This window comes from Herbaspirillum sp. C7C8 (genome assembly GCF_022627875.1).
Lineage (GTDB): Bacteria > Pseudomonadota > Gammaproteobacteria > Burkholderiales > Burkholderiaceae_D > Herbaspirillum.
Genome location: NZ_JABXGG010000044.1, coordinates 1 through 1,976, shown reverse-complemented (window position 1 = coordinate 1,976; position 1,976 = coordinate 1). Strand labels below are relative to the sequence as shown.

At 62.0% G+C, this 1,976-nt stretch carries 2 protein-coding genes; both read right to left on the bottom strand.

The features are described 5' to 3' along the window. Positions 1-17: 17 nt before the first annotated feature. Positions 18-785 (bottom strand): ABC transporter ATP-binding protein, encoded by a 768-nt coding sequence (locus HWE01_RS22545; RefSeq protein WP_008326432.1) that lies wholly within the window; start codon positions 783-785, stop codon positions 18-20. Positions 786-806: 21 nt separating this feature from the next. Beyond that, positions 807-1,976, bottom strand: a 1,170-nt coding sequence (locus HWE01_RS22540) for an ABC transporter permease subunit (protein WP_241822947.1), incomplete at its 5' end; no start/stop codon positions are given.

The window sequence follows — 1,976 nt, the reverse complement described above, 5'->3', positions numbered from 1 at the left end:
ATGTTCTGTGGTCTCGCTTAATGTCCTGCACCGAGGTAGGCCTCGATCACCGCCGGGTTCTTCTGCACGTCTGCCGGTACGCCTTCGGCAATCGGCTTGCCATAGTCCAGCACCGTGATGCGATTGCACAGGCCCATCATCAGCTTCACATCGTGTTCGATCAACAGGATGGTCTTGCCTTCGGCCTGGATCTTGACCAGCAGCTCGCGCAGGCCCAGCTTCTCGGTGGCGTTCATGCCGGCCGCCGGTTCATCCAGCGCCAGCAGTTGCGGATCGGTCGCCAGTGCGCGGGCGATCTCCAGGCGACGCTGGTCACCATACGACAGGTGACGCGCCGTGCGACGGGCGAACTGGCCGATGCCCACGAAGTCCAGCAGCTGCTGCGACTTCTCGCGGATCGCCGCTTCTTCATCGCGTGCCGCCTTGTGGCGGAACACCGCTCCGAACACATTTTGTTTGGTGCGCACGTGGCAACCCACCATCACGTTTTCCAGCACGGTCATTTCACCGAAGAGGCGAATGTTCTGGAAGGTACGAGCGATGCCGGCCTTGGCCACTTCGTGCGGGGCGCTCGGTGAATACGGTTTGCCATCCAGTTCGAAGGTGCCGGTATCGGGTTGATACAGGCCCGTGATGACGTTGAAGAAGGTAGTCTTGCCAGCACCGTTGGGGCCGATCAGGCCGTAGATCTGGCCGCGTTCGATGGTGATGCCCACGCCGTTCAAGGCTTGCAGGCCGCCGAAACGCTTGCTGACGTCACGGATCTTGAGCAGTGTTTGTGTCATGTTCTGTGCTCCTGATAAGGCTTAGGCTTTGACTTCGCCGGCGGTACCGACTTTGGTATGGTCCGCTTCGGGACGATCTTCATGGCGCGGCGAGGGCCACAGACCGGCCGGGCGGGTCAGCATGATGACCACCATGGCCAGGCCGTAGAGCAGCTGGCGCAGCACTTCGGCATCGATCCACACCTTGCCGAAAATGGCCATCTGCAGCGGTTCCACCACGTGGCGCAGCACTTCCGGCAGCGCCGCCAGGATCACGCCACCCAGCACCACGCCAGGGATGTGGCCGATACCGCCCAGCACCACCATGGCCAGCACGGCGATGGACTCGGTCAGCGAGAAGGATTCCGGCGAGACGAAACCCTGGAAGGCGCCGAACATGGCGCCGGCCACGCCACCAAACGAAGCGCCCATGGCAAAGGCCAGCAGCTTGACGTTGCGGGTGTTGATGCCCATCGCCTTGGCGGCGATCTCGTCTTCACGGATCGCCACCCAGGCACGGCCCAGGCGCGAATCCTGCAGGCGGGTCGAGAAGAAGATCACGAAGATGCACAGCACCAGGAACAGGTAGTAATACGCGTTCACCGACGGCAGGCTCATGCCGAAGACCTTCACCATCGAACCGGAACCCGGTTCACCGGCCAGCGAGACGCCGAACACGCGGATCGGATCGATCAGGTTGATGCCCTGTGGACCATTGGTGATGTTCACCGGTGCATTCAGGTTGTTCATGAAGATGCGGATGATCTCGCCGAAGCCCAGCGTCACGATGGCCAGGTAGTCACCACGCAGCTTCAGGGTCGGCGCGCCCAAGAGCGCACCGAAGATCGCCGCCAGCACGCCCGAGATCGGCACGATCAGCCACAGCGACAGGTGGATGCCGTTCTGCACGATCTGCGGACCGCACAGCCAGACCAGGAAATTGCCGACCGACGGATAGGTGTTGACGAAGGATTCGATCACCGCCGCAAACTGCGGCGAGGCCAGCAGGCCCGCCGTATAGGCACCGATGGCGTAGAAGGCGATGTAGCCCAGGTCCAGCAGGCCGGCAAAACCCACCACCACGTTCAGGCCCAGGGCCAGCATGATGTAGAGCAGCGCCATATCCATGATGCGCACCCACGAATTGCCAAACTGCTGGGCGAAGACGGGGAAGATGATCATCAGCGCCAACAGCACCAGCAGGCTGATGCG

Excerpts from the sequence above, each read along its gene's own strand:
- HWE01_RS22545 (WP_008326432.1), bottom strand. The coding sequence starts at position 785 with ATGACACAAACACTGCTCAAGATCCGTGACGTCAGCAAGCGTTTCGGC.